Origin of the sequence: Candidatus Neomicrothrix sp. (genome assembly GCF_035329545.1) — a bacterium.
GTDB classification, from domain to species: domain Bacteria; phylum Actinomycetota; class Acidimicrobiia; order Acidimicrobiales; family Microtrichaceae; genus Microthrix; species Microthrix subdominans.
Map to the genome: position 1 here is coordinate 1 of NZ_DAOLGP010000047.1, position 24,129 is coordinate 24,129.

Genomic DNA, 24,129 nt, shown 5'->3' on the forward strand with positions numbered 1-24,129 from the left:
AGCCCCACCATCCGGCCCAGCCCTCAGGCCACCCCGAAAGACACCAGCCACCTAGACGCTCACCGCGACGTATTTCCCAACTACTACGGCCCGATCCTGAGCTCGTCCGAACTCACCGGTCGCATGGACGAGGCCTTCGATCAGCTCACCGACTACATCAAGCGTGATCTTGCTCTCACCCGGCAGGTCCGCAAGGCACTGATCTACCCGTGCATCCTGTTGGCGGTTGCCATCGGGGTCTGTTTGATCATCGTCGTCTTCGCCATCCCTCGTTTTGCGACCTTCTTCGAAGATTTTGACGCGGAGCTACCCCTCCCAACCCGCATGTTGATGGCGGTGTCTGATTTTGTCGGTTCCACAGCCGGGTTGATCACCGGAGTAGTGGCCGTTGCGGTGATCATCGGCCTGACGGTCTTCTTCAAAAGCCGGGCCGGCAAGCCGGTGTTTCACCGGATGCTGCTGAAGGCACCAGTCGTTGGAGCCGTAGTTCAAAACAGTGCTACCGAGCGGTTCGCTCGAGTCCTTTCGGTGCTGTTGAACTCCGGCGTTCCCCTTCCGGAGGCGCTGCCGGTTGGAATTGAAGCGACCAACAACATTGTCTTTCAGAGCAAGCTCAGCGCTTCATCCGAGAAGATGCTGGCAGGTCAAGGTTTCGCGCAGCCGCTCCAGGACACTGGACTCTTTCCAAAAACGGTCATCCAGATGGTTCGGGTTGGAGAGCGGACCGGTGAGCTGCCCGATCAACTCGAGAACGTCGCCAGCTTTCACGAGGAGGAGCTGACCTATTCGGTCGAGAAGCTCACCCAGTGGTTCGAGCCGGCCATCATCGTGTTCATCGGCGTTGTGGTGGGGTTCGTGGCCTTGGCCATGGTTTCCGCGATGTACGGCATTTACGGGCAGGTGTGATGGTCTTGCTCCGCACGATCAAAGTCGACGCAGTCGAGAGCGGTAGCCCTGGAATCGCCGCGCGCCGTCGGCGGAGCGACGGGTTTGGCCTGATCGAGGTCTTGGTCATGTTGACGCTGGTTTCGACAGTGATTCTGGTGGTGATGGCCGGACTGCTGACAGCGGTGAAGTCATCAGGAGTGGTTGCGACTAAACGAGAGCTTGCGGGGTCGCTTACCATCGCCGCCGAAAGGCTTCAAGCAGACTCGACGGGGTATCAGCCGTGCGACGCTGGCGTCGTGGACTATCCGACGACGACCCCCGATCCGTTCGTCCCTGACTTTCCAGAGGTGACATTTGCGGTCACTGCCTCCTACTTCGACGGGTCCCAGTATCAAGCGACGTGCCCAGGTAATGACCAGGGTGCGCAGCTCCTCACCATTACGGCGTCCCGAAGCGGACAAACGGAAACAGCGGTGGTCGTCAAGCGCGACCCAACACATTGCGAAGGTTGCTGAGGCATGAGTGCACGGCGCGGTCCCTGGAAACACGTGAGAATTGGAGCAAACGGTCACGGTCGCCGCGGAAGCGCGGGCATCACCATGGTCGAGATGCTGATCACCATCGCGTTGGTCTCCATGGTCTTGGTCCCGGTCCTTGGCTGGTCGGCGTTGGCTTTCCAATCGGACGTCTCGATCGGCACTCGCAACCAGGAGTCCAATGGCTTCGGACTCTTGCAGACCTACTTTGCGCGTGACGTGGCTCAGGCGCGCACCGCCGAGAAGGGGGGCACCGACTGCAATCCGGTCGGCGGCGTTGACGCCGGCATCGGCGCCGGTGACGGTGGGACGGTCGTACTGTCGCTGCTCAGTCGTGAGACGCCGGTGAGCCGCACGGTCTATTCAGTCGCACGTTCTACCGAGGACCTTCCCTCCGGGACGACTCCGGATTCTCTGTGGCGTCGGGTGTGTGACAACACGTCTTCGGTGGTGTCCGAATACACCGAGGTGGTCCCGGCAATGAAGGCGTCGCCGGTCGTCACCTGCGACGACAGCCCCACGTCCACGAAATGTGAGACCGTCAAGATGAAGGTCTTCGGTCCCGACGATGATGTCGACGACGACATGACCGTCGAGGCAAAGCGAAACCTAAATGTCATCACCGACGGGGACCTCACGGCTGACAAAAACCCCGTCGCCGCGACAGGGACGATGTCACCTGCGTCGTCAACTTTGGTGACGTTCACAGCGGAGTTCAACGACACAGATAATCCTGCCCAATCCGCCGGCAGTTACCTGTGGGACTTTGGGGACGGTACGGACCCAATAGACAACGGCGCATCAGTGGATCTGGGTGGTGGCGTCATGGGTAACGAAATCACCCACCGATTCGATCCTGACACCACCGACGATGACACCTACGAGGTGACGGTCGTCGCCAAGACCGGTACCGGTACGGACAGTTCTGAGGACACCAAGACCCTCAAGATCGTCGTCGATGAATACGACCCGATCGCCAAGCTCGACCTGTCACCGGTGCCTGCCCGTAAGACTCAGACGGTCGTGGCCGACGCCAGGGGTTCCACGGACGGCTTCGATACCACCGCAGCGTCCAACGCTGATCAGGACGCAAGCAACTCCCCAGCCTTCGATGACACCATCGACCAGTACGTCATTGAGTTCATCGACAAGACCAAGTATGCAGCCGATCCGACTGATCCTGCTGCGATTGAAGCGGCCAAGACCATCACGCGTGCGGCGGATGGAACGATCGACACGGATCAGACGCTCAGCCACACGATTACCACGAACGGCACCAAACTTGCGAGAGTCACGGTGACCGATCAGGTGGGCAAGACAGACTCAGTCACGAAGGTAGCCGTGGTGGACGAAGACGCCGACGGTTTCTCTCCACAACCTCCGGCTCCGGATCCTCAGTTTCCTCCCAATTACGCCGATTGTGATGACGCGGACGCCACCAGGTACCCGGGCGCCCCCGATCCTCTCGACGGGCTCGACCAAGACTGCAACGGCCGTGACGGGTCGGACAACACTTTGTACGTAAGCGAACTTGGCAATGATACTAATCCGTGCACGTTCGATGCTCCTTGTCGAGAGATTGCTCGCGCTGTTCAAGCATCGTCGGACACAAAGAAGCAGATTGCTGTTGCCGGAGGCTCCTCTTACAGCCGGTTCATCGTTGGAGGGAACAGGAGCCTCAAGGGTGGATACAACAATTCTTTTCAAACCTCGGATGGTTCAACCCCATCCACGGTCATTGGTTCGAAGGATCCCAGCCGAGACGCAGCGTTTGCCGCGTTGATTAGTGGGGCGAATAGCGCAACTGCGACAGAGATCAAGACGATCACTTTCCGTGCCGCAAATGTGCCGATCGAGCAGAACTCCACTGGAGGGGGCCTCTCTACTTATGGCCTGATCGTCTCATCTTCCGCAACTGCGCCACTCGTCGAGGACGTGCAGGTGTTTGGGGGAGTAGCTGGTACTGGGAGAAAAGGCGCGGATGGAGCCTCTGCATCAGCAACTCCTGCGCCGACGGGCGGACGAGGTGTGAACTCGTTGGAAGCGGATGGTAGCGGTAGCTGCGATGACTCAACGCCTATGGGTTTCGGTGCTGGAGGGAGTGAAAACGGTCTTCACCCCGGCGGAGCGGGCGGACAGGGAGGAAAGATCGATACATGGTGCAAGGAGAAGTGGTACGAAATTTCTAATCTTAATGCGACCGGCGGCCTTAATGGCCAGTCTGTCGCAGCTTCAGGATGCACGATAAACGGAGGGGGCGGCGGCGCCCCATATACCCAAATTTGGTCTGGTGGAAAGGGAGGTCCCGGCGGAAAAGGCGGTGACGGTTGCACGTCACACGGTTCGGGTGGAAGCGGTTCCAACAACAAGACTGGCTCCATCGTGAACGGTTGGTGGCAACCGTCGTCCCTGACGACGGGCGGTTCCGGAACGTTGGGATTGTACGGAAGTGGTGGTGGCGGTGGAGGTGGCGGCGGCGGGTCCGATGCTGGAATAGATGATTGGGGCGGCGGCGGTGGGGGTGGCGGCGCCGGAGGCGCGCGTGCTCCCGGGTTCGGCCGTGGAGGGATGGGCGGCGGGGCGTCGTTCCCCATCTTTGCATCCAGTTCCGATGTCACGTTGAATCGCGTGATCATCATCCGCGACCAGGGCGGCCAGGGTGGGGTTGGTGGCGCAGGCGGAATTGGGCAACCAGGTGGTGAAGGCGGGGCAGGCGGCCTAAAGGGCTGTGTCAGGACGTATTGGAACCCATACGAGGTTTGTCTCAGCGCCGATACGTACCGACTCTTCGGATGGACGATCCCATTCCCTGAATCGTGGATGGACGGCGACGGCGGTGGCGGCGGCGCCGGTGGAAGCGGCGGCGCTGGTGGAAACTCCGGCGCTGGGGGTGGAGGCGCTGGCGGGCCGTCGATTGGAATCGCTACCCACAACTCAACCGTGGCTCAGACGAGCGTCACCAACGTTGGTGGCTCAACCAGCTTGGGGGGAACAGGCGGGTCCACCGGAGTTGCAGGTGGCGAAGGGGCTGGCGGAGACAACTTGCCGACGGGCAACGTGTGATGGGTTTGCTACCAGGGTCATTCCTAAGGCCGGATCGGCGTAGACCACGAGCTGATCAACGAGGTTTTGCTCTGCTCGCAACTCTTGCGATCCTTGCATTCTCGACGTTGGTCATTCTGGCGACCATGACCTACAACCTCACTTCGGTCCGGATCGCAAATCGGCAAGCTGAAGATGCAGCTGAGCTAGCTGCGGCACAGAGCGGATTGCAGTCGGCGATCCAATACCTGAGGAATGCGGCGCCCGACGCACCTGCGTCGCCCGGTGATCAGGTCGATCGAAACAGCCTTGCAGGCAAGTACATCGACAACGGCGGAAGCATGGACCCGACAGGCCCGCCCTGCCTGGGCAATGGAGAACGGATCGGTGGCGCTAAAGACGCGCTGCCAACACGATACGTAATCGACGGACTCAACGTGCAGGTGTCATGCGCTCCACTGGCAGTTGACGGCACCGATCGCGAACGCAAGGTTTCGCTGACTGCCGTTGTCGATGGACCCGCTGGAACGAATGCTCGAGCCACCACCACGGTGCGAATCGTCGACGTTTACACCGATACCACCGCGACTCCTCCCATCGTCGAGGAGAGTTTTGGCAGAAGTGTGATCACAGAGAACAAGCGCATATGCAAGGAGCCTGCGGATGCCACGCTGCCCGTTGATCCGGTGGTGTGTCCATGATCCAAGATCTTCAGAGCCCGACCGTTCCAGGGCTCTATAAGTACGTCGAGGCTTCCACCTCGGCCAGCCGTTCCGCCTTCGTGGTGCAGCGGTGTCCATCAACCCACACCGCGTGCCACCGCACGCACCAATCCCCTGGAGGGACCCAATGAAAGCAACACTTGCTGCCAAGCGTCGTGCAAACGGCCAGAGCGGTTTCACCCTGATCGAACTGCTCGTCGTCATCGCCATCCTGGCGATCCTGTCTGGCGTGGTCGTGTTCGCTGTGAGCGGCATCAGTGATAGTGGTCAGACGTCCGCATGTAAGACCGACCTTCGCACGATGAAGACAGCAGCGCAGGCTTATCGCGCTGAGAAGGGCACCTACGCAACGTCGGAAGCAGCGCTCGTCTCAGGCGGGTTCCTCGACAGTGAGTCGGACCTGTACGCCTACACCTCCGCCGCTGCCGGTCCTCCGACCTACACGCCGGTTTCGCCCTGCACCTGATGTTCCGCTGCTGAAGGGTGGGGGAGCGGTCTGAACCGCAGGCCGCTCCCCCCGTCAGCTGATAAGCCAATCCCGAAAGGCAGCTGCATGCACGTTCCAGACACTCGGTCACTTGACCACTGGCTTGAGGTGCTCACCTCTAGCGCCGCCACCGATCTGCATCTGGCTGCTGGCTCAACCCCGCGCATGCGCATTGATGGTGAACTGATTCCCGTCCCAGACGCCGAGCGTCTCACGGTCGAGAACCTCGACGATGTGATAGCGCTCCTCCTCGACCACACTGAACGCGAGGCATTCGACCGGGATCGCCAGATCGACTTGGCCTTCTCGTGGGGTGACAACCACCGGTTCCGTGTCAACGCGTTCCATCAAATGGGGCGCGCTGCAATGGCAATCAGGGTGATTCCTTCGCATGTCCCAACGCCGCAAGAGATCGGTCTGCCGGAATCGGTCGAGGATCTGGTCCGGCTTCCCCACGGGCTTGTGCTGGTCACCGGCCCGACCGGTTCGGGTAAGACCACGACCTTGGCGACCATGGTCGACTGGATCAACAACAATCGTGATCTTCATGTTCTCACCATTGAAGACCCAGTGGAGTTCGTGCACGAGTCAAAGAAGGCGCTGGTGAATCAGCGCGAGGTTGGCGAGGATGCGCTGACGTTCGCAGAGGCGATGAGGGCAGCGCTTCGGGAAGATCCCGACGTAGTGCTCGTGGGCGAGATGCGGGATCTGGAAACGATCAGCCTTGCTCTTACTTTGGCGGAGACCGGCCACTTGGTCTTTGGCACCCTGCACACGAACGACTCGGCCCAGACCGTCGACCGCATCATCGACGTGTTTCCACCCGAACAACAATCCCAAATTCGGACGCAGTTCTCGCTCACCCTCTCTGCCGTGATCAGCCAGCGGTTGGTAAAGCGCATTGGAGGTGGTCGCGTTGCCGCCTACGAGGTACTGATGGGAACGCCCGGGGTCCAGGCCCTGATTCGCGAGCAGAAGGTTCGTCAGATTCGCAACGCGATTTCTACAGGAAGTCAGTACGGAATGGTGCTGTTGGAGCAGACGCTCGGCAACCTTGTTGCGGCCGGCACGATTTCCATGGACGAAGCCCTTCACGCATCAGTACACCCCGAAGAAATCGCTGGGCTTCACACAGGAGCGAGCAGCAACGGGCGTACCTTCAGCGGCGATGACGATGGCGCACCAGCACCTGCGGCTCCGACGCGAAAGAAGACCGGGGCCGGTCGGCTCCGCAGGTAGCAGTTGTAGCCGAATGCGAGTGTCCTCGGAAGGACACTGAGCCTCAGGCGTCGGGTGCGTCCAGTTCCTCGACGTTGATGCCCAGCGCGCCCAGCTTGCCGGGGATGTCCTCGTAGCCGCGCTTGAGGTAGCCGATATCGTGCAGCGTCGAGGTGCCCTCTGCGATCAACGCGGCCAGCACGTAGGCGAATCCGGCCCGCAGGTCGGGGATCACCAGGTCGCTCGGCTTCAGCGGGGTGGGCCCCGAGATGACCGCCGAGTGGCTGAAGTCGCGGTTGGCGAAGCGACAGGTGCGGCTGCCCAGGCACTGGCTGGTGAGGCTGATGTTGGCACCCATGCGGGACAGAGTCTTGGTGTAGCCGAAGCGGTTCTCGTACACGGTCTCATGCACCACCGAGGGGCCGTCGGCTTGGGTGAGCAGCACGACGAAGGGCTGTTGCCAGTCGGTCATGAACCCGGGGTGAACGTCGGTTTCGATGTGGTGGGAGGTCAGTGGTCCCTCGGCCCAGAAGCGGATGCCCTGGTCGTGCACCTCGAAGTTGCCCCCGACGAGGCGCAGCGCGTTGAGGAACGTCAGCAGGTGTTCCTGGCGGGCGCCGAGCACCTCAACCTCGCCGCCGGTGGCGACGGCGGCCACGGCGTAGGAGGCGATCTCGATGCGGTCCTCGATCACACGGTGGGTGGCGCCACCGAGGCGGTCCACCCCCTGGATCACGATGCGCCGGTCGATGTCGACGGCGATGTTGGCCCCCATCTTCTGGAGGAACAGCACCAGGTCGACCACCTCGGGCTCCATCGCCGCGTTCTCGATCACCGTGGTGCCCCGTGCGGTCACTGCGGCGAGGATCAGGTTCTCGGTTGCGCCGACCGACGGGTACGGCAGCCGGTGGCGGATGCCGACCAGGCGGTCGGTGGTGGCCCGGAAGCGGTGCGGCGAGATGTCGATCTCGGCGCCCATCGCCCGCAGCCCCTCGACGTGATAGTCGACGGGTCGGGGGCCGATCGTGCACCCGCCCACCAGCGGCACCTCGGCCTCGCCGATGCGGTTGAGCAGCGGCCCCATGAACAGGATGGGGATGCGGTTGATACCCGAGTACTCCTCGGAGATCTGGCCGGTGATCTCGGGTGTGTGCAGGGTGAGCGTGTGGTCGCCGACCCACTCGTACTTGGTGCCCAGCTGCGCCAGCATCGGCAGCGTTGCGTCGATCTCGCCGATGCGGGGCACGTTGGTAAACGTGCACGGTTCGTCGGTGAGCAGCGTGGCCACCAGTTCCTTGGTGACAGCGTTTTTTGCCCCGGCCGACCGAACTTCCCCCGATACGGGTGATCCACCGGTGATCCGCCAGCGTTCAGCGTGACCGGCGCCGAAGGTGGACGCCATGGGGGTGGAAGGTTCAGATTGGGTTGGCTGGGGCACCGTGGTGAGGTCTGTGTCGGTGATCGCCATGGCGTCAAGGCTACTCCTGCCCGGAATCGTCATTGGTCAGCGGACAGAATGGGCCACATGCCACCCCGAGCCGAGACCCGGCGCCGCCGCGCCGCCGGCCTGCGCCAGCGAGCGCTCGGCGCGCTCTGCGCGACGGTGCTGGCCGGCTGCGGGGCGGGGTTGTCGCCGGCCTCCGAGGCGGCCGACCGTGGCGCGACCGAGGCGTCGACCACCCGGGCAGAATCGTCGCCGGACGGTTCGACCAGGACCTCCGAGGACCCCGCAGCCGCCGACAGGTCAACCGAGGACGGGGTCGACGACGAGGCCGCACTGGGGATCGGCGATGACTACTTCCCCGACAGCGGCAACCCCGGCTACGACGTGGCCTCCTACGACCTGGTCCTCGACATGGACGACGACCTGGTGAGCTTCGAGGCGGTGGCCACCATTGCGCTGCGCACCACCGAGGACCTCGACGAGCTGCGCTTCGACCTGGACGGCCTGACGGTGACCAAGGCGACGATCGACGGAAAGAAGGTGGAACAACGCCGGGCGGGCCTGGACCTGGTGCTCACCCCCGAGGCGCCGTTGCCCGCCGACGAGCCGGTGGTGGTGATCGTCGACTACGAGGGCATGCCCGAGCCCCGCGGGTCGGACACCCTCGGCGAGCTGGGCTGGATTGGTGAGCCCGGCATGGGCAGCTACGTCGCGTCCGAGCCGGACGGGGCGAGCAACTGGTTTCCGGCCAACGACCACCCGAGCGACAAGGCCACCTTCAGCTTCGAGGTCACCACGCCGGAGGGGGTGGAGGCGGTGGCCAACGGCACCCGCACCGGAATGAAAACCGAGGGCGGTCGCACCACCTGGACCTGGTCACCCCGCGATCCGATGGCCACCTACCTGGCCACGGTGGCGGTCGGGCAGTACACGTTCTTCGAGGGCACCGCCCCCGGTGGCATCCCGCTGCTGAGCGCGGTGGCCGACGAGGTGGTGGAGGCCAGCGGCAAGACCGAGGTGGAGGCGATGCTCGGGCAACTGCCCGCCATGATGACGCTGTTCGCCGGGCGTTTCGGCCCCTACCCTTTCGAGACCTACGGCATCCTGGTCGTCGACCGGCCGTTGGGCTTTGCGCTGGAGACCCAAACCCGTTCGTTGTTCGGGTCCGACGCGTGGAACGACCCCGTGATCCAGGCTCACGAGCTGGCCCACCAGTGGTTCGGCGATTCGGTCGGCCTCGACGCCTGGGAGGACGTCTGGCTCAACGAAGGGTTCGCCACGATGGGCGAGTGGCTGTGGGCGGAAAGCGACGGCGGCACGGGCGGACCACCGTTGTCGGCGGGGTCCTCGCTCGACCCGCCGCTCGACCCCGGCCCGGACGACCTGTTCGGCCCCAACGTGTACCAGCGGGGCGGCCTCACCCTGAAGGCATTGCGCGATGAGGTGGGCGACGAGGCATTCTTTACGATCATGACAACCTGGGCCGCCGACAACGCCCTGGCCAATGCCACCACCGACGACTTCCTCGACCTGGTCGAGCGCTCCGACGAAACGGACACCCGGCAGCTGGTCGAGGCGTGGCTCACCGATCCCCAGCCGCCATAACTCTGGATGGTATGCCGGCTCGCTGCAACTGGGCACCGGTGGTGATCACCGTGGACATCTTGGGTAGCGGCTGAATAGTCTGCAGGAAGGCGGGTGAATTCTCTTCACCTACCGACGAAACGGAGAACCCAATGAGTATCGCTGAGAGTGTCGAGCCGTCCCTGGGCGCTCAGTTGTCTGTCCATGTGGTGATGGGCGACCCGCTGTTGTCGCGGGCAGCCGAGATCTATCGACACAATCTGGCCGAAGCCGGGGTTGAGGGGGCAGAGCACGCAGTCCCGCCGTCCCATCGGCCTGTGGGGCGAACGTCCTTCCACGTCGTGGTGTCGCCGAAAGGCGAACCGGTCGGCGTCATGCGTGCATCCCTCGGAACGATCGATCAGGTCAGCCTCGGTGGGCTCATCGATCGAGACAAGCGACCTGAGGGGTTCGTCTGCGAGTGTCCGCTGATCGCCGTCGCCCCCGGGGCGCCGGAGGAGACCACGGAACTGCTGTATCGCTCGGTCTACGTGTTCGCTCGCCGGCACGGGGCCGAGAGCCTGGTCGCCTCGGTCGATCCGATGACGCTGGACATCTTCAGGGATGAGTACGGCATCATGTTTCGAGCGCTCGGACCCGTTCAGCATCACCTCGGGTTCGATACTCTGCCGGTCGGCGAGGAGATGGTGACCCTAGAAAACAGTCTCTGTGTCCACCGGCCCGACTTCTACGAGTTTCTCACCGAGCCGTTCACCGACAACGAACGGAACCGGTTTGGGATTCCACTCATTGCCAGGTCGGACTGAACACGGCGGGCTGCGAAACTCGGCCGGCAGCGGCCAGACTGAGCGGGTCGACCGAACCGGAGGATCCGCAGCGATGAGCCCGACCACCCCGAGCGCCCACTGATGGGCGCCGTCTTTGGCGCCAGCGCTGTGGCCGTCATCGTGCTGATGTTCGCCACCTGGGTGGCGTCGGTGCTTCTCTCCGACGTCAGCATCGTCGACCTGGTGTGGGGCTTGGCCTTTGTCATCGTTGCCCACACCGCCCGCGCTGTCGGCGACCCCAACGCCCGGGTCGACCTGCTGACAGTGCTTGTCACCGTCTGGGGGCTCCGCCTGTCCGGCTACCTGCTGTGGCGCAACTGGGGCACCGGCGAGGACAAGCGCTACGTGGCCATGCGCAAGCGCTTCGGCGACAAGTTCTGGTGGTTCAGCCTGATCCAAACCTTCGGCCTCCAGGGCGCGCTGGTGCTGATCGTGTCGCTGCCGGTGCAGCTGACCGCCGCCGGCGACGACGTGGCGCTGGGCTGGGTGGCCTGGTTGGGTGTGGCGGTGTGGCTGGTGGGCTTCACCTTCGAGACGGTGGGCGACGCTCAGCTGGCACGCTTCAAGGCCAAGCCGGAGAACGAGGGCCAGGTGATGGACCGGGGCCTGTGGCGCTACACCCGCCACCCCAACTACTTCGGCGACTTCACCGTGTGGTGGGGGCTGTTTCTGGTGTCCCTCGCCGCCGGTGGCTGGTGGGGCATCGTCGGGCCGATCGTGATGAGCGTCTTCCTGCTGCGGGTGTCGGGCGTGACCATGCTGGAGCGCACGATCACCAAGCGCCGCCCCGGCTACGCCGACTACATCGCCCGCACGTCCACCTTCTTTCCCATGCCGCCCAAGTCGCCCACGACCGCCCAGGAGCAGCCATGAGTACCCCCGCCGCCGATCCCGAACTGCTGGCCGCCGCCTGCCGGTTTGCCGCCGAGGCGGGGGCGCTGACGCTCGAGTGGTTTCGCAGCAACGAGTTGGACTTGGAGCACAAGGGCGACGGCACCCCGGTGACCGCCGCCGACAAGGCGGCCGAGGCCCGGCTCCGCCGGCTGATCGGCGAGTTCGCCCCCGAAGACACCATCCTCGGCGAGGAGGAGGGGCACAGCCCCGGTTCCGGTGAGCGCCGCTGGATCATCGACCCGATCGACGGCACCAAAGCCTTCACCCGCGGCGTGCCGCTGTATTCGACGCTGGTGGCGGTTGAGGACCAACACGGCCCGGCGGTCGGCATCATCGAGCTACCCGCACTGGGACAACGGGTGTTCGCTGGACGTGGTCTGGGCTGCACCGTCGTCGACTTCCACGGGGAGCGTCCCGCCCGGGTGAGCGACACTTCGGCGATCGGCGACGCCCTGCTGTGCACCAGCGGATTCGGATCCTGGAGTCCCGAGCAGGTGCAGGCGGCGCACGCCTCCGGCGCCCTGCTGCGCACCTGGGGCGACGGGTACGGCTACGCGCTGGTGGCCACCGGTGAGGCGGACGCCATGGTCGACCCGGTCGTGGCCGAGTGGGACGTGGCCCCCATGTCGGTGATCCTCGCCGAGGCCGGCGGCCGCTTCACCGCCCTCGACGGCCACGAGGGCGCCGATCGTGGTCACGGACTGGCCACCAACGGCCACATCCACGACCAGGTGATCGACCTGCTGCACCGCTGAGTTGGTTGTCACCTGTCGTTCGTAGGGTGATCTGCAACCCTCGAAGGAGGAGCGGTGATGAGCGTCACCAACGAAGATCGCTACCATTTGCAGGAACGGGCCACCGAAGTGCTGGGAACGAAGGAGGGCGCCCCGTTGATGGAACTGCTCCCGCCGGTCGGGTGGGCGGACGTCGCCATCAAACGCGACCTCGACCAACTCACCGAGCATTTCGAGATGAAGTTCGGCCGAATTGATGATCGGTTCGACCGGATCGATGCGCGCTTCGAACGAACCGACGAGCGGTTTGGGTTGCTGCTCAACGCTCGGACAGCCGAGCAACGCGCAGATACCGCCCAGCTCCGCGCCGACTTCGAAGGGTCCCTGCGTCGCATGCAGACCGTGCTGTTGAGCGCCTTTCTGACCCTTGCCGGGGTGTTGATCGCTCTGTCGGTCTTCGGACCGAGCTGAGGCTCAGTCCCGGATCTCGCGGTACTTCAGCGAGACCACGCAAAACAGCCCATAGGCGATCAGCGCCAACCCGGCCAGAGCCACCAGAACGAAGCCCCACGCGGTGACCGACACCTTACGCAGGCCCTGGTCGAAGCCGACGGCGTTGTCGGGGTCGGCGGTGACCGCCGCCCACATCGAGAACACCGCCACCAGCCCCACCACGAAGGCACGTCCGATCCAGCCGACGGCACCCAGACGGGCGATCAGCTTGCGACGGCGGGGATCGCAGCCGTCCAGGTCGAGGTGCTTGAGAAACTTGTGCTCCCAGCCCTTATAGGCCCGGTAGCCGGCGACGCCGAGGGCGATCGCTCCGCCGACGAACACGACGATGCGGCCGGGGGTGGAGGACAACAGGCCCTTCGACAACCGCTCGATACCGCCGCCCTTGTCGGCGCCCATGCCGAGCGCGGTACGGGTGGCCGTGAAGGCCAACGCACCGTAGAAGATCATGGTGCCCGCAGCGCTCAGCCGCTTGAGCCACGACTTGGCGTCGGTGTCGCGGATCAGCGCCAGGGACAGCGCCTGCCACGCGACCAGCGCGACCAAACCGATCGCCAGCGCACCGATCGCGATACGGCCATATGACTGGTCGGCCAAGGCGACCACCGCCCCCTTGGAGGAGGCCTCGTCGGCCGAATCCTTCTGGAAGCTGATCAACAGCACGGTCCAGCCCATGAACGCATAGACGAAACCCCGGGCCAGCCAGCCCGCCTTGGGCAGCCACTCCGCCCACGGGTGTTCATCGAGCTTCTCGTTGGTCTTGTCGGCGACGTCGTCCAGCTTGTCGCCGGCGGCGTCGTTGGCGCGTTGCGCCGTGCCGGCAGCGCCGTTGGACGACGAGTTTGGATCGGTCATGTGCAACAGCGCTCCCTCGTGGCGCTCCGCCACGGCGCTGGGACTACCCGCGCCTCGCTTCGGCCAAACGACCCCGGGCCGTGAGCGGACCTCGGGCGAGGCCGCCGGGGCATGTGGCAGGCTCCTCTGTTGGCCAGGAGGTTGCTGATGACGACACGACCAAACGCGGCGCTGATCATGTGGCCGGGCGTCGACGATCTGGTGATCACCCCTCAGGTGCGGGCGGCCCTCGCCCAGGTGGTCACGCTGGTCGACGATGCCCCGATCGACCTGATGTCGACGCCCCTCGCCGAGCTGGAAGCGGTCGAGGTGCTGATCGGCAGCTGGGGATGTGCGCCGCTCGACGCCGCGTCGCTCGACCGGCTGCCGGCGCTGCGGCTGTTGGCCTACGCCGCCGGCACGGTGAAGGCGGTGGTCACCGACGAGCTGTGGGCCCGGGGCGTCGCCGTCTCGTCGGCCGCTGCAGCCAACGCCGTACCGGTGGCCGAGTTCACCTTCGCCGCCATCGTCATGATCGCCAAGGACGTCCTCCGGGTGCGCGACGCCTACCGCGCCAACCGCGGCGAGGGCTGGGTGTCGGGTGTCGGCCCCGCCGGGCCGCTGGGCACCCACGGGCTGAAGGTGGGGGTGATCGGCGCCTCCAAGATCGGGCGGCTGGTGCTGGAGCGCCTGCGCACACTGGACGTCGAGGTGGGGTTGCGCGACCCGTATCTCGACCCGGAGGAGGTCGACGAGCTGGGCGCCACCCCGATGGGGCTCGACGAGCTGTGTAGTTGGTCCGACATCGTCACCGTGCACGCACCCGAGCTGACCGCCACCCGCCACATGATCGATGCCGAGCGTTTGGCGCTGATGCGGGACGGGGCCTGGCTGATCAACACCGCCCGAGGGTCGATCGTCGACACCGCTGCGCTCGAGGCCGAATGCGCCTCCGGGCGGCTGGCGGCGTGGATCGATACCCCCGACCCCGAGCCGCTGCCGCCCACGTCGCCGCTGTGGGATCTGCCCAACGCCGTGCTGACGCCCCACATCGCCGGGTCGATGGGCAACGAGGCGGAACGCATGGGGTTGCTGGCCGCCGGTGAGGTGGGCCGGTTCCTGTCCGGACGGCCGCTCAACCACGAGGTGCGGGCCGGCGACCTCGGCCTGCTGGCATGAGCAACGAACGGTCGGTCAGCGTCTACCCCGACGACTGGGGACCGCCAGGCGTCGTGTTTGAAGGCGGGGCCGAGGTGGAGGGCAGCGCCGAGCGTGCGGGCGGCGCCGCAGCGCCGGGGCCGACACCTGCCCTGGTGCCGGGCCGTCGCATCGTCGGCTACTCGGCGGTGCTGTTGCCCCACACCGATGGCGGCGAGGTGGACTGGGTCGGCTTCGAGTCGCTGCTGGGCCGCACCCTCGACGCCGGGCTGATCCCGGCGGTCAACATGGACACCGGTTACGTGCAGCTGCTCCCCGAGCCCGATCGGGCGCGGGTGCTGGCCACCGCGGCATCGCTGGCCGGGCCCGGCGGGTTTGCCGCCGGTGCCTTCGTCCCCGACACCCAGGGTGACGGGTACGACCCCGCCGCCTACAACCGGGCCGCAGCTGAGGTGGCCGAGGCCGGCGGCACGCCGGTGGTGTTCCCATCCTGGGGCCTGGCGTCGCTGAGCGGGGAGGGCTGGGTTGAGGCCCAGGCGTCGCTCGGCGCCGAGCTGGACCGATTCATCGCCTTCGAACTGGGCGACATGTTCGTGCCGTACGGCCGGATCTACTCCCTCGAGGCGTATCGCGGGTTGCTCGGCATCGCCAGCTGCATCGGCGCCAAGCACAGCTCGCTGTCCCGCCAGGCGGAGTGGGATCGCCTGGCGCTGCGCAACGAGGTGCGGGCCGACTTCTCGGTGTTCACCGGCAACGACCTGGCGATCGACATGGTGTGCTACGGCTCGGACTACCTGCTGGGCCTGTCGGCGTTTGCCCCGGACGCGTTCGCCGAACGCGACCGACGCTGGGCCGCAGAGGAAGCATCGTTCCACGAGCTGAACGACCTGTTGCAGTACTTGGGGTTCTTCGCCTTCCGTGCGCCGGTGCCCGGCTACCGCCACGACGCCGCCATGTTTCTCACGCTGCGGGGCTGGATCGACAGCGACGCCACACCCGCGGGTGCACCCACCCGGCCCGACAGTGACCGGGCGGTGCTCGCCGACATCGCGGAACGCCTCGAAGCGATCGTGTGATCGGGCGGTGCTCGCCGACATCGCCGATCGGCTTGCCGCGATGGGTTCGGTGCAACCCACGAAAATGGAGTGTCGTGCCAGCTCAGCCCTCGGTGATGCTACGGACCGCTCTGCGAACTGCTCTGGTCGCGCTGGCCGGAGTTCGGTCGACCCGTTCCAGTAGGCGATCGAGCCATACGGTCCTCATGGTGTCGAACGCGAACTCGATGCCATCAACCTGGATCCGCCAGGGAGGCGGTACCTCCCGTTTGGGGCCCATTGCCTGTGGAGCGACCAAAGCACGTCCGGAAAGTTGGTGAAAGCGACTCGTCGAAACCACCAACACCAGGCGCCGCCGTTCCTCGTTGAGGTCGGCGAGATGAATATCGCCAAAGTCGATCACCCGATGCCATCAAATGCAGCGTCGATGGCATCGGTCTCGGCCCTCAGGCGTCTGCGTTCCTCCTCCGGCAGAGATGCCTCCCATGCAGCCGCCGCCTCGGCTTGTGCCCAGAACTGAGCATCCTCGAGCGCATCGAGCGCTTCGACAATCGTTTCCTCGTAGGTGTCGCCACCCAATGCCCGGATGCGATCGCGTGTCTCGGTGCTGAGCTTGATGGTGGTTGATGATCGAGCTACCGCCGGTGTCATACCGCCACTATACCGACCGGTCTGACTGATGGGTGCCAAGGTGCTTCGGCCAAAGGACGGACGTGCCCAGGTTAAGGGAAGTCGGGGGTCAACGCATCGATGACCGCCGAGAACAACGTGTGGTCCATCACCAACCCGCTGGACGACGCCGGACGCGTCGCGGCGACGGAGGTACATCGCTTGCTGTAAGAGTGGCGGGTCGCGACACCGAACGGGGGACTGGTGATTGACATCAAACAGGTCAAGCGGCTGTCGAATATCAACGAGTTCGCCGAGCGGCTGGGAGAGCTGGGGATCGACGACCTGATCGGCGTCGATGTCGAGGTCGAGCCTGGGGGACCGCTGGCCGAGTCGTTCACGGTGAGCGACTCCTCCGCCGGGGAGCTGGTGGTGGGCAACCGGTTCTGTGCGTTGCCGATGGAGGGCTGGGACGGCACCACCGACGGCGCCCCCACTGACCTGGTCGCCCGCCGCTGGCGACGCTTCGGTGAAAGCGGGGCCAAGCTGATCTGGGGCGGCGAAGCGGTGGCGGTGCACCCCGACGGCCGGGCCAACCCCCACCAGCTGATCAGCGACGACGCCACCACCGAGGCGCTGGCCGGGCTACGAACCGGGCTGGTCGACGCCCACGCCGAGGCGCACGGGTCGACCGACGACCTGGTGGTGGGGTTGCAGCTGACCCATTCGGGCCGATGGTCGCGACCGCATGGCGATCCGCTGCCCCAGAGCGCCCACACCCATGGCGAGCTCGACCGTCGCCTCGGCGTCGGCGCGGCCGAGGTGCTGAGCGACGGCCAGCTCGACGAGTTGGTCGACCACTTCGTCGTCGCCGCCGAACGGGCGCATCAGGCCGGCTTTGCCTTTGTCGACGTGAAGCACTGCCACGGCTACCTGTTGCACGAGCTGCTCAGCGCCTACGAACGCCCGGGTCGCTACGGCGGCGACTTCGAGGGGCGCACCGCGTTTCTTCGAGCGGTCGTCGATGGCATCCGCCGGCGGGTACCCGGTTTGGCGATCGGGGTGCGGCTATCCGCCTACGACCTGGTGCCCTTCGCTCCCGACGACGACGGCATCGGCGCGCCGGTCACCGCAGCCGAGGGCGATCGGGATCGACCCTTCGGCGCCGACGACACCGGCGCGGGCATCGACCTGACCGAGACCCACCGGTTTCTCGACCTGTGCGAGCAGCTCGGCGTCGGCATGGTGTGCCTCACCGCCGGCAGCCCGTACTACAACCCGCACGCCCAACGGCCCGCCTACTTCCCGCCCTCCGACGGATATGCCCCACCGCGCGACCCGCTGATCGATGCCGCCGTCATGGTGGAGGCCACCGCCCGGCTGACCCGGGCGCACCCCAACCTGGCGGTGATCGGCAGCGGCTACTCGTACTTCCAGCAGTGGCTGGGCCACGTCGCCCAGCACCAGGTGCGCACCGGCGCGGTCACCTCGGTGGGCATCGGCCGCAACATGTTGAGCTACCCGTGGATGCCCGCCGACCTGCTTGCCGGGGCCGAGCTGCGCACCCGGCTGGTGTGCCGCACGTTCAGCGACTGCACCACCGGCCCCCGCCACGGGCTGATCTCGGGCTGCTACCCGCTGGACGAGTACTACAAGGAGCGACCCGAACGTCGCCAGCTGGTGGCGATCAAACGCAACGTCGGACGGAAGGTTCGGAGATGAGGGTGATCGAGTCGGGCATGTGCTCAATCACCATGCGCCAGCTCGCCACCGACGACGTGATCGCGCTGGCGGTGCGGGCCGAGCTGGCCGGCATCGAGTGGGGCGCCGACGGGCACGTGCCGCCCGGCGAGACCTCGGTGGCCCAGGCGGTGGCCCGCCGCTGTGCCGACGCCGGGGTGGCGGTCACCAGCTACGGCACCTACTTGGGCATCGGCCCCTTCGACGATCCGGACTCGCCGCCCGACGAGCTGGCGGCAGCGCTCGACTCGGCCGAAGCGCTCGGGGCTCCGCTCCTGCGGGTATGGACGGCGTTCGGCATCGAGAGCGATGCGCCCGGGGTCGACCGGGCGAGGGTGATCGAGACGACGGCCGCCATCGCTCAGGCGGCCGATGCCCGTGGCCTGGGTGTGGCACTGGAGTTCCATCCGGGCACGCTGACCCACACCGCCGCCGGCGCTCACAGCGTGCTGGCAGCCGTCGATCACCCGGCGCTGCGCACCCACTGGCAACCCGACCCGGCGCTGACCCCGGCCGAAGCGCTGGACGAGCTGAAGCTGGTCGCCGGCTCGCTCGCCTACCTGCACGTGTTCGTCTGGGGTTCCGGGGGCATCGGGGAGCGCTATCCGCTGGCCGACGGCGCCGAGCTCTGGCAGCCGGCTCTCGCCATCGCCGCCGAGGCTCCGCCGCTGCCCGGGGACCTGCCCCGATATGGCCTGCTCGAGTACGTCGCCGACGACGACCCCGAACGGGTCGTCCGGGACGCCGCCACCCTCAACGGGTGGATCTCCCGGTTTCATGAATCCTGAAACGTTGCCTAGGTGGTTCCCGCTGCGTGGGCAAAATAGCCACCGACCTCCGGGCCACAACCCGCTGGCCCCGCCGTGCTGGCCCGTCGGAGCTCCATAGCGCTGGCGGCGTTGCTTGACCCGTTGATCCACCACGTGCGGGACACAGGGGCTGTGGTGCTGGAGCCCGGGCTGATCGGGATGGAGTCGTACAGGTCCCTGGTCTGGGTGGCGTACTCCATCGCTTCCGATTCAACGTTGCCCCAGCACGGGTTGTAGACGCCATACTCGCCGATGTACACCGGAAGACCTTGAGCGGTAGACCAGCCGATCACTTGCTCAACGTAGGTGCGGTGCTGGGCTGCCTCGTTGCCGTACGTGTATGGCCGTGGGTTGCTGTCGGTTCGATCTTGCCCCTTCGGGAAGCCATAGCTGCTGCGGCCATAGCCCCATATGGGGTCGGTCGGTGGTTCACTGCCGTCGGTTCCGCCACCGAAGTAGTCGTGGAAGGACCACATGAGGTTTTTGCTCGACGCTGCGAACGTCGCCAGGTCGGCACTGTTTTGAGCCAGCGAGGTGTCGCCGTGGGTTGGCTCGGCCATCAGGATCTTGTTGGTGGCGGTGCTGTTGGCCCGAACGTCCTGGACGATCGCCGTGTAGTTGGCGATCATCTTTGACTGCTTGCTTTGAACCCCGCCGTCACCCTTGGGTTCGTTGATCAGATCCAGAGCCACCACGGTCTCGGACCTGTCAGCCTTGGCGCTCGTCGAGAAGTCCGAGTATCGGTCCGCAAGAGTTCGGATGTAGGTCTTGAACTCAGGACGGGCGAAGACCTCATCCTCGAGGTCCTGAGCCGTTGTCGACCACTTCTTGCACTCCGGAGTCAGGCTGGGAGCGACGATGTCCCACATCCATTTCGGGATGTCATGGGTCGCATCGGCCATCCGGGTGCTCATGCCGCACAGCGATCCGGGCCACCTTGTATGGGCGGGCACCAGGATGACGTACAGCCCCTGGGCCTTGGCTGCGTCAATCACGGTGTCCAGCTCCTGGAGTGCCACCGGGTCGACGGTGACGGATCCGCCCTGCTCGATCTGGTAGGTCGGCCAGTCCATGTTCAGCCTGATGACGTTCCAGTTGGGTGCCGAGCTGGACCCGAAGCCGTTGTTGATCTCGTCGACCACGGCCGGCGTGGTCCAGTTGGAGCCGTTGAGGTATGGGGCGTGTTTGATGTTGGCCCCGTTCAGGGTGACCGGGTCACCCTGCTGGGCGGCAGGCCAGGCTGCTGTCTTCACGAACCCGTTCGGGAAGTCGGTGCAAAACAGCTCGTCGGTAGACTGGCAGTGCGCCGGCAAGCCCGACGGTGTGGTGGCTGTGGCGACCCGGACGGTGGTCCAAACGGGCTTGGCGCCGGTCTGCTGGATCGTTCGGACTCCAACCTGATATTGGGTCTGAGGTTGAACTGCTCCGCCGCCACATCCGGCCGGCACGCTGGTGAGTGATTTCGTCGTGTTCTTGCGGGTGCCCTCCCAGGTGCTCCAGCAGTCCTCGATCGGGCCGGGGTAGGAGGTGGGTTTCAAGAACACGTCGTAGGACACGAATGGGAACGAGCCCGATGCTGCGGTCCAGTTGACTTGGATGGACGTCGGATCCGAAGTGAGGGTGACCTTGGGGGCGGCTTTCATTCCTATGTTGGTGATCTTGGCGTCGTCGAGGTTCGAGCAGTTGGAGTCGGGCGGGCAGGTCCCCTGCACCGCTTTGATGCCGATGTCGACCTTGGTCTTGGCGACCGACGCGGGCATCTTCAGCCGCTCGACGTAGGTGCTCTGTGCCGACGCGTACGGGACCCATGAGCTGTTGGTTCCACCGGCCGACGATGACACCCACTGCCAAGTCGACGTTCCGGAGGTCCGCCACCAGATCTCGTAGCTCACCAGTGTCTGCCCCGTGTGTTGCCAGGTCACCTCTACGGTGCGTTGGTCCGGTTGAACGACCACCTCCGTCAGGTTTGGGGCCAGTGGCGCCGCGCTGGCGACACCGCTCAGCTGGAGAGCCGCACTTCCGATGATCACGGCAAACAGCAACGCTGCGAGCCGTTGGGCGGTGACTTTCATGCGAACTCCTTGGGTGTGAAACCCCGCTATCCCGAATGAGAATCACGCTGTCCCGAATAGTAGCCCGGGTCGCCTGGAAAGCAATCAGTTCTTTCGAATCTCAGCACCAAGGCTCGATCACCACTTCGTTTCCGCTGCCGTGAGCGCCTTGGTGGAGTCGCATCCCTGACCGGATGAACGGATACAGTCAACCGGTGAATCGCCTTCTCACAGTTCGTTTGCTCATGGGCTGGTCGTTGGTGATGGTGGTGACTTTCGGCGTGCCGGCGGGCGCCCAAGGCAGTCCGCCACCGGGCCCGTCCGGACTCGAGGATGCGGCGGCGTCGTCGTGTGCGGCGCCTGCAACCCACGGGTTCAACGACGTTCCCACCAACCACTTCGCCAACCTGGCGGTCGGCTGGTTGGTCGGAGCCGGCATCACCTCCGGCACCTCACCCGGCACGTACTCGCCATCGCAACCGGTCACCCGCGCACAGATGGCGGTGTTTCTGTGGCGAGCAGCCGGTGGGCCCACCCCGGTGGGGCCGCACGGGTTCAACGACGTTCCCGCCGGACATTTCGCCGGAACGGCGGTCGGGTGGCTGGTCGGAGCCGGCATCACCTCCGGCACTTCACCCGGCACGTACTCGCCGTCGCAACCGGTCACCCGCGCACAGATGGCGGTGTTCCTGTGGCGAGCAGCCGGTGGGCCCACCCCGGTGGGGCCGCACGGGTTCAACGACGTTCCCGCCGGACATTTCGCCGGAACGGCGGTCGGGTGGCTCGTCGGCGACCGGATCACCTCCGGCACTTCACCCGGCAGATACTCCCCATCGAACATGGTCACCCGCGCACAAATGGCCGTCTTCCTCTGGCGCTCCTCCTGCCCGCCACCCCCCGTTGACTTCACCATGTTGACGATCACCGATGACGGGAGTTACTCGATGGACGAGTCCAATGGGGTGGTGAAGGTCACCAACGGCCAAGTTGGGAGGGGGGCGAACACGCGGGTTGTCGTGGCAAAGAGGGGAAGTCCTCCCGATTCGGTTTGTGCCACGATCGAGTCGGTGACCGGCGCGATCGTTGGTTTCGCTCAGCCTGGGGTTGCCGTGCACATTCGAACTGCGGGGGGGAGAACCACCGCACTCACGCTGACGAACAACGTCTGGGCGACCGCTAGGTGGATTTGGAATGCCCACCACATGGACAGTGGAAGTAGCGAGGGTTTCACCGGTCTCGGGTCGTTCGAGGCGCCCGGCTTCTACCGGGAAGGTCAACCGTTGCCGCCCCTCCCCTGGCGGGTCTGCGCTCGAACCGTCGGCAACACCGTGCAAGGAAAGGTGTGGAACGCAGGAGCCGTCGAGCCTGCGTGGGGGGATCCAAACTTCGGAGGTTCTGTCTCGATCCCGAGAGGGCTGGCCACAGGAGGCGAATCGGGTGTGTATGCGGGTCACCTCCAAGCCGGTCAAGGATTCAGGTTCAGCAACGTCGGCCCCGCAGCGGTAGCCGTGAGGGGTTGAACACAACGTTCAAGGCACGCGCCATCATGGGTTGAGCTGAGTCAAGCTCGCTACGCGGCGTCGACGATCGTGTAGGTGTAGCCCTGCTCGGCGAGGAAACGCTGGCGGTTGAGGGCGAAGGCCTGCTCGACGGTCTCGGCGGCGACGATCGTGTAGAACTCGGCGGAGCCGCCCTCGGCCTTGGGGCGCATGATGCGACCGAGGCGCTGGGCCTCCTCCTGGCGGGAGCCGAACTGCCCGGAGATCTGGATGGCCACGTTGGCCTCGGGCAGGTCGATCGAGAAGTTGGCCACCTTGGACACGATCAGCACGTCGATCTCGCCCGAACGGAACCCCTCGAACAGTTCGTCGCGCACCTTCTGGGGGGTCTTGCCGGTGATCAGCGGGGCGCCGAGGCGCTCGGCGACCTTGGCCAACTGATCGAGGAACTGTCCGATCACCAGGATCCGGTCGCCCTGGTGGCTCTTCATCAGATCGTCGAGGGCCACCAGCTTTGACGGCGTCGTGGCGGCCAGCCGATGACGTTCCGCCGGTTCGGCCACCGCATAGGCCATGCGCTGCTCGTCGGTGAGGCTCACCCGCACCTCGGTGCAGGTGGCGGGGGCCACCCAGCCCATCGCCTCCAGCTCCTTCCACGGGGCATCGAAGCGCTTCGGCCCGATCAGGCTGAACACGTCGCCCTCTTTGCCGTCCTCCCGCACCAGGGTGGCGGTCAGCCCGAGGCGGCGGATCGCCTGGATGCGGGCGGTGGCCCGAAACACCGGGGCGGGCAGCAGGTGCACCTCGTCGTAGATCACCAGGCCCCAACCGCGCTCGTCGAACAGCTTGAGGTGCGGGTGGCGGTCGAACATGTCGGCGTCGGCCCCGAGGCCGCGCTTGGCCCAGGTGAGCACCTGGTAGGTGGCGATCGTGACCGGGCGGATCTCCTTGGAATCGCCCGAGTACTCGCCGATCTGGTCCTCGGTCAGGTTGGTTTTGGCCAGCAGCTCCCGGCGCCACTGATGCGCCGAGCTGATCGACGTGACGACGATCAGCGTGTGGGTTCCGGCTGTGGCGATGGCGCCCAGGCCGATGATGGTTTTGCCCGCGCCGCACGGGAGGGCCAGCACACCGTTGCCGCCCTCGATGTTGCCCTCGTGCCACCAGGCGGCCAGCGCATCGCTCTGATAGGAGCGCAGCTCGGCGGTGAGCTCGGCCCCTTCCAGCCGTGTGCCCTTGGCGTACCCGGCCTCATCCGCGGCGGGCCAGCCGAGGCGGATTAGCGCCTGCTTGAGCACGCCCCGGTCGCCATTGCGCACCGCAAAGCGGTTGCCGTCCAGGCGGTTACCCAACAGCTCGGCCACCTGCTTGTCCCGGCTGACCTCCTCCAACAAGGCCGGCTCGGCCGAGGGGAGCGCCAGGGCGGCGGTGTCGTGGTCGCGCACCAGCCGCAGGCGGCCGGAACGGCCCATCTGGGCGTGCACC

At 65.6% G+C, this 24,129-nt stretch carries 22 protein-coding genes; 16 read left to right on the plus strand and 6 right to left on the minus strand.

The genetic code is table 11. The features are described from left to right. The 6 genes from PKD89_RS17825 to PKD89_RS17850 form a co-directional block, all read left to right on the plus strand. Positions 1-906, plus strand: a 906-nt coding sequence (locus PKD89_RS17825) for a type II secretion system F family protein (protein ID WP_289010398.1), incomplete at its 5' end; no start/stop codon positions are given. Next, positions 906-1,403 (plus strand): type II secretion system protein, encoded by a 498-nt coding sequence (locus PKD89_RS17830; protein WP_289010399.1) that lies wholly within the window; start codon positions 906-908, stop codon positions 1,401-1,403. The genes PKD89_RS17825 and PKD89_RS17830, both read left to right, overlap by 1 nt. Before the next feature lie 93 nt (positions 1,404-1,496). Further along, the gene (locus tag PKD89_RS17835; RefSeq protein ID WP_289010400.1) at positions 1,497-4,487 is read left to right on the plus strand and encodes a MopE-related protein; all 2,991 of its coding nucleotides are present in this window, start codon (positions 1,497-1,499) and stop codon (positions 4,485-4,487) included. A 125-nt stretch (positions 4,488-4,612) separates the two neighbouring features. After that, positions 4,613-5,167 carry a hypothetical protein gene (locus PKD89_RS17840; RefSeq protein ID WP_289010401.1) on the plus strand — a complete coding sequence of 185 codons (555 nt, stop codon included), beginning with the start codon at positions 4,613-4,615 and terminating at the stop codon, positions 5,165-5,167. Positions 5,168-5,315: 148 nt separating this feature from the next. After that, entirely contained in the window at positions 5,316-5,654 is a 339-nt protein-coding gene (locus tag PKD89_RS17845) for a type II secretion system protein (RefSeq protein ID WP_289010402.1), read from the plus strand. Positions 5,655-5,741: 87 nt separating this feature from the next. Next, a complete protein-coding gene (locus PKD89_RS17850; RefSeq protein WP_289010403.1) occupies positions 5,742-6,914 on the plus strand; it encodes a type IV pilus twitching motility protein PilT in 1,173 nt (390 codons plus the stop codon). 43 nt (positions 6,915-6,957) lie between these two features. Here PKD89_RS17850 and murA read toward each other — a convergent pair whose 3' ends face one another. Further along, positions 6,958-8,361: a UDP-N-acetylglucosamine 1-carboxyvinyltransferase gene (gene murA / locus PKD89_RS17855; protein ID WP_289010404.1), complete on the minus strand. Its 1,404-nt coding sequence runs from the start codon at positions 8,359-8,361 to the stop codon at positions 6,958-6,960. A 57-nt stretch (positions 8,362-8,418) separates the two neighbouring features. Here murA and PKD89_RS17860 point away from each other — a divergent pair, with 57 nt between their 5' ends. The 5 genes from PKD89_RS17860 to PKD89_RS17880 all read left to right on the plus strand — a co-directional run bounded on the left by PKD89_RS17860 (position 8,419) and on the right by PKD89_RS17880 (position 12,847). Next, positions 8,419-9,942, plus strand: coding sequence for a M1 family metallopeptidase (locus PKD89_RS17860; protein ID WP_289010405.1), 1,524 nt, complete (start codon positions 8,419-8,421; stop codon positions 9,940-9,942). Positions 9,943-10,073: 131 nt separating this feature from the next. Next, positions 10,074-10,727, plus strand: coding sequence for a hypothetical protein (locus PKD89_RS17865; RefSeq protein ID WP_289010406.1), 654 nt, complete (start codon positions 10,074-10,076; stop codon positions 10,725-10,727). A 102-nt stretch (positions 10,728-10,829) separates the two neighbouring features. Continuing rightward, positions 10,830-11,621 (plus strand): DUF1295 domain-containing protein, encoded by a 792-nt coding sequence (locus PKD89_RS17870; RefSeq protein ID WP_289010407.1) that lies wholly within the window; start codon positions 10,830-10,832, stop codon positions 11,619-11,621. Next, positions 11,618-12,397 carry an inositol monophosphatase family protein gene (locus PKD89_RS17875; protein ID WP_289010408.1) on the plus strand — a complete coding sequence of 260 codons (780 nt, stop codon included), beginning with the start codon at positions 11,618-11,620 and terminating at the stop codon, positions 12,395-12,397. The genes PKD89_RS17870 and PKD89_RS17875 overlap by 4 nt, the downstream gene beginning before the upstream one ends. A 57-nt stretch (positions 12,398-12,454) precedes the next feature. Continuing rightward, positions 12,455-12,847, plus strand: a complete 393-nt coding sequence (locus tag PKD89_RS17880; RefSeq protein WP_289010409.1) for a hypothetical protein — start codon at positions 12,455-12,457, stop codon at positions 12,845-12,847. 3 nt (positions 12,848-12,850) lie between these two features. On the opposite strand, the gene PKD89_RS17885 is transcribed toward PKD89_RS17880, so the two are convergent. Beyond that, positions 12,851-13,744, minus strand: a complete 894-nt coding sequence (locus tag PKD89_RS17885; RefSeq protein WP_289010410.1) for a DUF1206 domain-containing protein — start codon at positions 13,742-13,744, stop codon at positions 12,851-12,853. Between the two features lie 147 nt (positions 13,745-13,891). On the opposite strand from PKD89_RS17885, the gene PKD89_RS17890 reads away from it, so the two are divergent. Further along, positions 13,892-14,902, plus strand: a complete 1,011-nt coding sequence (locus PKD89_RS17890; RefSeq protein WP_289010411.1) for a hydroxyacid dehydrogenase — start codon at positions 13,892-13,894, stop codon at positions 14,900-14,902. Next, positions 14,899-15,957 (plus strand): dihydrodipicolinate synthase family protein, encoded by a 1,059-nt coding sequence (locus tag PKD89_RS17895; protein WP_289010412.1) that lies wholly within the window; start codon positions 14,899-14,901, stop codon positions 15,955-15,957. The genes PKD89_RS17890 and PKD89_RS17895 overlap by 4 nt, the downstream gene beginning before the upstream one ends. Before the next feature lie 82 nt (positions 15,958-16,039). Here PKD89_RS17895 and PKD89_RS20000 read toward each other — a convergent pair whose 3' ends face one another. Beyond that, complete coding sequence (locus PKD89_RS20000) at positions 16,040-16,339, minus strand: type II toxin-antitoxin system PemK/MazF family toxin (protein ID WP_425591264.1); 300 nt, start codon at positions 16,337-16,339, stop codon at positions 16,040-16,042. Continuing rightward, positions 16,336-16,587 (minus strand): hypothetical protein, encoded by a 252-nt coding sequence (locus PKD89_RS17900; RefSeq protein WP_289010413.1) that lies wholly within the window; start codon positions 16,585-16,587, stop codon positions 16,336-16,338. Before PKD89_RS17900 ends, PKD89_RS20000 begins: the two co-directional genes overlap by 4 nt. A gap of 222 nt (positions 16,588-16,809) precedes the next feature. On the opposite strand from PKD89_RS17900, the gene PKD89_RS17905 reads away from it, so the two are divergent. Further along, positions 16,810-18,267, plus strand: coding sequence for an NADH:flavin oxidoreductase (locus tag PKD89_RS17905; RefSeq protein WP_289010414.1), 1,458 nt, complete (start codon positions 16,810-16,812; stop codon positions 18,265-18,267). Continuing rightward, positions 18,264-19,073: a sugar phosphate isomerase/epimerase family protein gene (locus PKD89_RS17910; protein ID WP_289010415.1), complete on the plus strand. Its 810-nt coding sequence runs from the start codon at positions 18,264-18,266 to the stop codon at positions 19,071-19,073. Before PKD89_RS17905 ends, PKD89_RS17910 begins: the two co-directional genes overlap by 4 nt. 8 nt (positions 19,074-19,081) lie before the next feature. On the opposite strand, the gene PKD89_RS17915 is transcribed toward PKD89_RS17910, so the two are convergent. Continuing rightward, positions 19,082-21,166 carry a glycoside hydrolase family 5 protein gene (locus PKD89_RS17915; protein ID WP_289010416.1) on the minus strand — a complete coding sequence of 695 codons (2,085 nt, stop codon included), beginning with the start codon at positions 21,164-21,166 and terminating at the stop codon, positions 19,082-19,084. 194 nt (positions 21,167-21,360) lie between these two features. Here PKD89_RS17915 and PKD89_RS17920 point away from each other — a divergent pair, with 194 nt between their 5' ends. Further along, the gene (locus tag PKD89_RS17920; RefSeq protein WP_289010417.1) at positions 21,361-22,665 is read left to right on the plus strand and encodes an S-layer homology domain-containing protein; all 1,305 of its coding nucleotides are present in this window, start codon (positions 21,361-21,363) and stop codon (positions 22,663-22,665) included. 50 nt (positions 22,666-22,715) lie between these two features. Here PKD89_RS17920 and PKD89_RS17925 read toward each other — a convergent pair. Then, the coding region (locus PKD89_RS17925; RefSeq protein ID WP_324332706.1) for a DNA repair helicase XPB at positions 22,716-24,129 on the minus strand (1,414 nt) is incomplete at its 5' end.

Bases quoted from the DNA above. Each gene is read 5' to 3' on its own strand.
- PKD89_RS17880 (WP_289010409.1), top strand. From the start codon at position 12,455: ATGAGCGTCACCAACGAAGATCGCTACCATTTGCAGGAACGGGCCACC.
- PKD89_RS17910 (WP_289010415.1), top strand. From the start codon at position 18,264: ATGAGGGTGATCGAGTCGGGCATGTGCTCAATCACCATGCGCCAGCTC.
- PKD89_RS17870 (WP_289010407.1), top strand. From the start codon at position 10,830: ATGGGCGCCGTCTTTGGCGCCAGCGCTGTGGCCGTCATCGTGCTGATG.
- PKD89_RS17875 (WP_289010408.1), top strand. From the start codon at position 11,618: ATGAGTACCCCCGCCGCCGATCCCGAACTGCTGGCCGCCGCCTGCCGG.
- PKD89_RS17895 (WP_289010412.1), top strand. From the start codon at position 14,899: ATGAGCAACGAACGGTCGGTCAGCGTCTACCCCGACGACTGGGGACCG.
- murA (WP_289010404.1), bottom strand. From the start codon at position 8,361: ATGGCGATCACCGACACAGACCTCACCACGGTGCCCCAGCCAACCCAA.
- PKD89_RS17865 (WP_289010406.1), top strand. From the start codon at position 10,074: ATGAGTATCGCTGAGAGTGTCGAGCCGTCCCTGGGCGCTCAGTTGTCT.
- PKD89_RS17885 (WP_289010410.1), bottom strand. From the start codon at position 13,744: ATGACCGATCCAAACTCGTCGTCCAACGGCGCTGCCGGCACGGCGCAA.
- PKD89_RS17890 (WP_289010411.1), top strand. From the start codon at position 13,892: ATGACGACACGACCAAACGCGGCGCTGATCATGTGGCCGGGCGTCGAC.
- PKD89_RS17835 (WP_289010400.1), top strand. From the start codon at position 1,497: ATGCTGATCACCATCGCGTTGGTCTCCATGGTCTTGGTCCCGGTCCTT.
- PKD89_RS17830 (WP_289010399.1), top strand. From the start codon at position 906: ATGGTCTTGCTCCGCACGATCAAAGTCGACGCAGTCGAGAGCGGTAGC.
- PKD89_RS17845 (WP_289010402.1), top strand. From the start codon at position 5,316: ATGAAAGCAACACTTGCTGCCAAGCGTCGTGCAAACGGCCAGAGCGGT.
- PKD89_RS17840 (WP_289010401.1), top strand. From the start codon at position 4,613: ATGACCTACAACCTCACTTCGGTCCGGATCGCAAATCGGCAAGCTGAA.
- PKD89_RS17860 (WP_289010405.1), top strand. From the start codon at position 8,419: ATGCCACCCCGAGCCGAGACCCGGCGCCGCCGCGCCGCCGGCCTGCGC.
- PKD89_RS17850 (WP_289010403.1), top strand. From the start codon at position 5,742: ATGCACGTTCCAGACACTCGGTCACTTGACCACTGGCTTGAGGTGCTC.
- PKD89_RS17900 (WP_289010413.1), bottom strand. From the start codon at position 16,587: ATGACACCGGCGGTAGCTCGATCATCAACCACCATCAAGCTCAGCACC.
- PKD89_RS17915 (WP_289010416.1), bottom strand. From the start codon at position 21,166: ATGAAAGTCACCGCCCAACGGCTCGCAGCGTTGCTGTTTGCCGTGATC.